Raw genomic sequence first — 6,473 nt, forward strand, 5'->3', positions numbered from 1 at the left:
ATGGGGTGCAGAATGAGCCGCGCAAGCTGTGGGACTTAATTGGCCAAAATCGCAATAAGCGCGCTATGTGGCACTAGCGAAGTGGCGTAGGAAGCGGGCCCGGCAACCAACGGCCGGGCCCCGCAACGTTTTCAGGTCGTGATCCAGTTGGTGTGCGCCGGGAAGAGCGTGCCGAGCACGGCGGGCGAGTACGTGTTCGGAACCGGCACCGGCTTGCCCGCCACCATCACGAGGCCCAAACGCTGCGCGACCGACACATGCGCGCCAATGTCCTGCGGAAACGCGAACGGGCCGCGCGGCCCGAATGGACGCAGCGAGAAGGGCGGCTCCGTCCACGGCGAATGCGACTTGCCGAGAAAATCCGGCTGCAGGGACCAGGGCGGCGTCTTCAGACGCATGCCGATGGCCGGATCGGCGAGGCGCTTCAGCATCCATTCGCAGGCGATATCCGAAAGCCCCGATTCGGCATTCGGATAGCCGCCGCCGACATCCGCGTGAGCGCCCGCGAACAGCACCTGCGTGATGCCCTCGCGTGAATCCCAAAGCGTCGGCGTGAAATCGCCGCGCTGCTCGTCGAGACTGATCGCGTGAATGCCGAACTTGACCTTCGGGCTGAGCGCGGTATCGGCGAAGCGGAACAGATCGACCGTCGAATCCTTGCTGTCGAGATAAATCGGAATGCCGAGCGCGCCGACCGTATCCCAGACGCCGATGGCGCGAATTTCATCGACGGGCAGCGTGTCGTCCGGCTGCAGTCTCGCAAACGCGAGCTTCGGATCGAAATTGACGATCTTTTCGAGCAGCCCCCGCAGTCCGCCCGCGTTGCGCGCCGGCGGTCTCGCCTCGCGATACTTGCGCCACGCGAGTATGCCCATGCGATACGCGAGCGCCTTGTCGTTCACGTCGTAACGGCTCGTGTCGAGCACGCCGACGCTCGCGATCATTCCGCCGAGCGCGCGCGCCGTGTACGCGCCGCGGCTGAAGCCCATCAGGATGATGCGGTCGCCCGGCCGGTAGTGACGCGATATGAACGTATAGCCCCGCACGATGCGCGCGATGATGCCATCGCCGAATGCTCCGCCCACGAGTTTCGCGATGACGTTGCGCGAATCGCCGACGCCATGCAGATATTTCGCGACCTGTCCGTCCGGCCCCGGTTCGGCGATTTCCTGTTCGGAGGCGAGCAGCGTGGACGCGGGGTCCGGTTCGCCGGACAGCAGCATGAACGCCTTGAATACGTTCGTGGGATCCGGCGTGCCGTCGTTGTCGTGATCGGTGTCGGGACCGTTCCAGGTTCCATCCGCGCAGAAAATGATGTTCTTGCTCATGATGCACCTTCCTTTCCATCGTGACGCCGCAAGCACTCGCTCAGTATGTCTTAGTGTCTCGGCGATCGATCGGCAAGCCGCACGTCTTCTGCGAACGACGCTTTGGCCGAAAGAGCCTAACCGAGATCGAATGGCGGCTTTACTTTTGCAAAAGGACGGGTTTATAAAGGAGCCATCCTTGAAAAAAACTCAATTATGAAAGTCACGCTCGACGAGCTTCAGACCTTCGCGACGGTCGTCGATACAGGCTCCATCACGGCGGCTGCGGAGCAACTGGATCAGACGGTTTCGGGCGCGAGCCGCACGCTCGGCCGCCTCGAAGAGAAACTGCAGACGACGCTCCTGCGCAGGACCACGCGCCGCCTCGAACTGACGGAAGAGGGCAGGAGCTTCCTGCAGCATGCGCGCGAGATCATCGACGCGGTGGAGAGCGCCGAAGAGCAGGTCGCCGCACGCCGCGAACGGCCGTCGGGCCTGTTGCGCGTCGATGCCGCGACGCCCTTCATGCTGCATGTCATCGTGCCGCTCGTCGCGGGTTATCGCGAGCGCTATCCGCATGTGGAGCTGGAGCTGAACAGCAACGAAGGCGTGATCGATCTGCTGGAACGCCGCACCGATGTCGCGATCCGCATCGGCAAGCTGAAGGATTCGACGCTGCATAGCCGTCCGATCGGCAGCAGCCGCATTCGCGTGCTGGCGACGCCGCATTATCTGGAAACGCACGGGCATCCGAAGCGCGTCGACGAGCTCGCCAATCACGCGCTGCTCGGCTTCACGCAGCCGGAATCGCTCAACGTCTGGCCGCTCGCGGGGCGCGATGACGAGCTGTATCGCATCAAGCCGAGCATCGCTTCGTCGAGCGGCGAGACGCTGCGGCATCTCGCGCTGGAGAGTGCGGGCATCGTGTGCCTGTCGGACTTCATGACGCTGCGCGACCGGCGCGAAGGGCGGCTCGTGCAGATTCTCGCGCGTCATACGCAGGAAGTGCGGCAGCCGATCAACGCCGTCTACTATCGCAACACGGCGATCTCCGCGCGCATCGCTTCGTTCGTCGACTATCTCGCGCAAGCCGTGAAGACCACGGAGTTCGCGCTGACCGGCAATCGCTGACACTCACCCCGCCGATTCGACCGCGAGCAGATTGAGCACGAGCAGAATCGCGGCCTGATTGTCGGCGCTGATCGCGATGCCGAGCGTGCCGCCGATCCATCTGCCGATCTTCGTCGCGGCGAAATCCGCGCTTTGCGCCGACTTCTTGAGCGTCACGCCGAGCCTCACGGCCCGATAGTGGTACGAAGGGATGTGATGCCGCGTCGCGAGCGCGAACAGGCCGCCTTTGTCCTCCGAGCACCATCCGAGCGTGCCCGCGAGAACCAGTTGCTCGTACCGGTCCAGGCCGTCGATGAACGCGCGCGCGAGACGCCGCACGCGCGCTTCGTCGAGGCCGTACTGCATCAGCACTGAGGCGACGGGATCGTCGGGCGCGTGCGCGTGCTCGTCTATCTGCGCGGCGACGCCGTCGAGTTCCATCGACACATCGCGCTGATTGCTCGCGCTGCGCAGACAATCGATCAGAAAGCGCCTGAAATACGTGCATACGGCGTAGCCGCTCGACGGCGCGCTGTGCTCGCTCGCGTGCGATTCGCCGTGGCCCGGTTCGAGCCGCAGCACTTTCGCGTAGATGAACTGCGCGACGAGTTCTTCCTTGTCCTCCTTGAGCGATTGCAGCTCGGGCGGATGATAGCCGCGCAACGCGCCTTTCACGAGGTTGTAGATCGAAACCATTTCGTCCTGCGACAGATGCGTGCGCCGGCGCCAAAGGTCGGTGAGCATCGAGGGCGCACCCGTCTCCTGGACGGGATTCATTGTCAAGGTCTCCACGTTGTCAATCCCCTCAAATCGGTGGCAACGTGATGAGTATGGTTTTCTCCTATTAAACGACCAATATGAAGTTAGTCATATCCGTCGACTAGAACTTTCGGGTAAACCGGGCGGATCAACGCAGCAAGGGGATGACAGATGCAAGGCGATCGTGAGCACGGCGAGACCGACGAGGACGTCGCCAGTGCGCTCTACGCGGCGGACCCCGCATCCTTCGTCGCGCATTGCTGCGCGATCGCGCTCTTCTATCCGGCATTGCTGTCACGCCCGCACGCCGGATGGCTCGTCTTCGGCTGCGTGCTCTTCCACGCGGGCGCGAATGGTCTCGCGATCGGTCTTTGGGCCTGGCGGCGTCACGATCCGCTTCGTTTCGGCGCGCGTCGATGGATCGGCCTGCATGCGCTGCGAAACGTGCTGCTTCACGCGGCGCCGGGCATCGCGATCTGTTTCGCGTTCCAGAACGAATCCGCCGGATCGGTCGCCGCGCAGGCCGTTCTGCTCGTCACGCTGGCCGCGCTTGCCTACGGTTCGAACGGATTGAGCGTGCGCAACCTGTCGGGCGCGGTGCTGACGCTGCTTCTGCCCGTCACGATTGCGAGCCTGATGCAGCCCGCCGATGGCCGTTTCGGATTGGGCGTCGTGCTTGCCGTGTTCGTCGTCGCGATCCATCTTTTCGGCTCGCAGTATCGGCGTCTTTTTCGCGGCATCGTGAAGGCGCGCGTCGAGCAGGAGCGGCTCGCGCAAACCATCGCGCTGCAGAAAAGCGTGATCGAGGAAGCGAGCCTTGCGAAGACGCGTTTTTTCGCGGCCGCCAGTCACGATCTGCGCCAGCCGCTTCACGCGATCGGCCTGCTCGCGCAGGCACTCACCGACGGCCGCGCGAGCGCGCAGGAGCGCGATGACTCCGCGCAGCACATCATCGCCAACGTCGACGCGCTGAATCAGCTCTTCAATCAGGTGCTCGACCTCGCGCGCATCGAAAGCGGCGTCACGCAGGTGATTCCGCAGCATTTCCTGATGTCGGAGCTGCTCGCGCGCATCGAGCGGCAGTTCCGGCCCGCCGCCGCCGCGAAGGGGCTGGCGTTGCGCATCGCGCCGACGTCGAGCGTCGCCTTCACCGATCCGGTGCTGCTCGAACGCGTGATCGGCAATCTCGTGTCGAACGCCGTGCGCTACACCGAGCGCGGCTCGATATGGATCGGCGTGCGTCACGGCGGCGATCCGGAGCAAGGTCATATCGAAGTGCGCGATTCGGGCATCGGCATCGCGCCCGACGAACACGCGCTCGTCTTCGAGGACTTCTATCAGGCGCCGCTCGCGCATCACGGCGCGCGCGAGGGACACGGCCTCGGTCTCGCGACGGTGCGCCGTCTGACGCGGCTGCTCGGCGGCGAGCCGACGCTGCGCTCGGAGCCGGGACGCGGCACGACGATCCGCGTGCCCGTGCGCTTCGGCGATGCGAATCTCGTTACGTCGAGTCTGTGCGCGCCGCTGCCGGTCATCGGATGCATCGAAGGACGCCATGTGCTGTGCGTCGACGACGATCCCGCGAATCTCGATGCGCTCAGCGCCTTGCTCACGCGCTGGGGATGCAGCGTGCGCGGCTGTCGCGACGAGCTGGCGGCGGTGCGCGCCATTTCCGAGGGCTTCGTGCCGGACGTGCTGCTGTGCGATTACCAGATCGACCGCCACGAGACCGGCGCGGAAGTGCTTCAGGCCGTGCGCGAGGCGTTGCGGCGGCGCGGCCACGGCGAGCCGGCGAGCGTGGTGATTACGGGCGACATGGCGTCGCCCGGCCTCGCGGCGCTCGTCGCCGCCGGTTTGCCGGTCCTGCACAAGCCCGTTACGCCGACGCGCCTGCGCCGCACGCTCGACATGCTGCTTCAGCCGCGCGGACAGGACGAAGCGGCCTGAGCGCGGCGCGCCGCTCAGAGCGTGCGCCCGCCTTGCAGCCAGCCGTTGATGAGCGCGATCGCCGAAGAACGGTTGTGCACGCCGAGCGCACGAAAAATCACGGAGAGATGAACCTTGACCGTGCCTTCGGCGACCTGCAATTCGCGCGCGATCATCTTGTTCGTGCAGCCGCGATGCACGAGCCGCATGATTTCGCGCTGACGCGGCGACAGGTTTTCCATCAGATGCAGATGATGCGGCGCGAGCGCGGGCGCCGCCGTGTTCGTCATCGGGCGCGGACGTTCGGCGGCGCTCTGGCGCGCGAGCCGCGACGGCGACGGATCGATCAGGCTCAGCGCCTCGATCGGCACATACGCGCCGCCGGACAGCACGAGCTCGATCGCCTTGACCATCACGTTGGCGGGCTCGCGCTTGGGCACGAAGCCGAGCGCGCCCGCGGCGAGCACCGCGCGCATCTCGTCGACGGATTCTTCCGCCGACAGCACCACGAGCGGCAGCGCCGGATTCGCCTTCAGCAGCGCCGAGAGCGACGCCGCGCTTTCCATGCCCGACATGTGCAGATCGACGATCGCGAGATCGTGATTCGCTTCCGGACGCGCGGCGGCGGCGAGCGTCTCCCAGTTGTCGGCTTCGTCGAACTGCGCGTCCGGATCGATGCCGCGCAAAAGCGCCTTGACGGCCTGGCGGATCAGTTCGTGGTCATCGGCGACGAGAAACCTCATGCGCTTCCCCGATAGGTTCCGTCATTGCGTATCGTCGACGCACAGGTCGGGATCGCTGACGACGCAATCCGCGCTCGGCATCGCGGGCCCGCCGCGCACGCGCACGCCGGTCTCCTTCGCGGAGATGCGCAAGCCCTTCGGCAAGAGCACCCACATTTGCGTCGGCTGCTTCATGCGGCTCGCCTGCTGCTGGGCCTGCGGTCCGGTGCCGAAGAAATAATCGGCGCGCACGGCCCCGCGAATCGCGCCGCCCGCGTCCTGCGCCATGAGCAGGCGCGTGATGGATGCCCCCGCCGGCCCGCCTTCGCTCGCGTTGACGAAGACGGGCGCGCCGAGCGGCGTCGTGCGCGGATCGATCGCGGCCGAGCGCCCGGCGGAAAGCGGCACGCCCAATGCGCCGATGGGTCCGGCGGGCGAATCGGGGATCGTGCGGAAAAAGACGTAGCTCGGGTCCGATGCCGCGAAGGCATAGCCGATCGGCGCGCTCTTCGCGAGCGATGGCGTCGCGGTCTTGTCCGTGGCGCGGTCCGATGGCGCGTCCGGCGCGCTCACCCCCCCCCCCCGCCCCCCCGGCCCCCCGGCGCCCAAACCCGCCCTGTAGCCCCCCCCAATCGCCGCAATCCGCGGC

The 6,473-nt window shown here is 65.9% G+C and carries 6 protein-coding genes; 2 read left to right on the forward strand and 4 right to left on the reverse strand.

The window, feature by feature from the left end:
• Positions 1 to 131: 131 nt before the first annotated feature.
• Entirely contained in the window at positions 132 to 1,328 is a 1,197-nt protein-coding gene (locus tag NCS67_RS28910; RefSeq protein WP_250437612.1) for a T6SS phospholipase effector Tle1-like catalytic domain-containing protein, read from the reverse strand.
• Between the two features lie 195 nt (positions 1,329 to 1,523).
• On the opposite strand from NCS67_RS28910, the gene NCS67_RS28915 reads away from it, so the two are divergent.
• Positions 1,524 to 2,438 carry a LysR family transcriptional regulator gene (locus NCS67_RS28915; RefSeq protein ID WP_250437613.1) on the forward strand — a complete coding sequence of 305 codons (915 nt, stop codon included), beginning with the start codon at positions 1,524 to 1,526 and terminating at the stop codon, positions 2,436 to 2,438.
• Positions 2,439 to 2,441: 3 nt separating this feature from the next.
• On the opposite strand, the gene NCS67_RS28920 is transcribed toward NCS67_RS28915, so the two are convergent.
• Complete coding sequence (locus NCS67_RS28920; protein ID WP_008346426.1) at positions 2,442 to 3,194, reverse strand: hypothetical protein; 753 nt, start codon at positions 3,192 to 3,194, stop codon at positions 2,442 to 2,444.
• 153 nt (positions 3,195 to 3,347) lie between these two features.
• Between NCS67_RS28920 and NCS67_RS28925 the strand changes: the two genes are divergently transcribed.
• Positions 3,348 to 5,123 carry an ATP-binding response regulator gene (locus NCS67_RS28925; protein ID WP_175980209.1) on the forward strand — a complete coding sequence of 592 codons (1,776 nt, stop codon included), beginning with the start codon at positions 3,348 to 3,350 and terminating at the stop codon, positions 5,121 to 5,123.
• A gap of 14 nt (positions 5,124 to 5,137) precedes the next feature.
• Here NCS67_RS28925 and NCS67_RS28930 read toward each other — a convergent pair whose 3' ends face one another.
• On the reverse strand, positions 5,138 to 5,845 hold the full coding sequence (locus NCS67_RS28930) for a response regulator transcription factor (protein WP_008346429.1): 708 nt from the start codon (positions 5,843 to 5,845) through the stop codon (positions 5,138 to 5,140).
• A gap of 21 nt (positions 5,846 to 5,866) precedes the next feature.
• On the reverse strand, positions 5,867 to 6,473 hold a 607-nt coding region (locus tag NCS67_RS28935), incomplete at its 5' end, for a 3D domain-containing protein (protein ID WP_250437614.1).

The organism is Caballeronia sp. ATUFL_F2_KS9A (assembly GCF_023630765.1).
Lineage (GTDB): Bacteria > Pseudomonadota > Gammaproteobacteria > Burkholderiales > Burkholderiaceae > Caballeronia > Caballeronia zhejiangensis.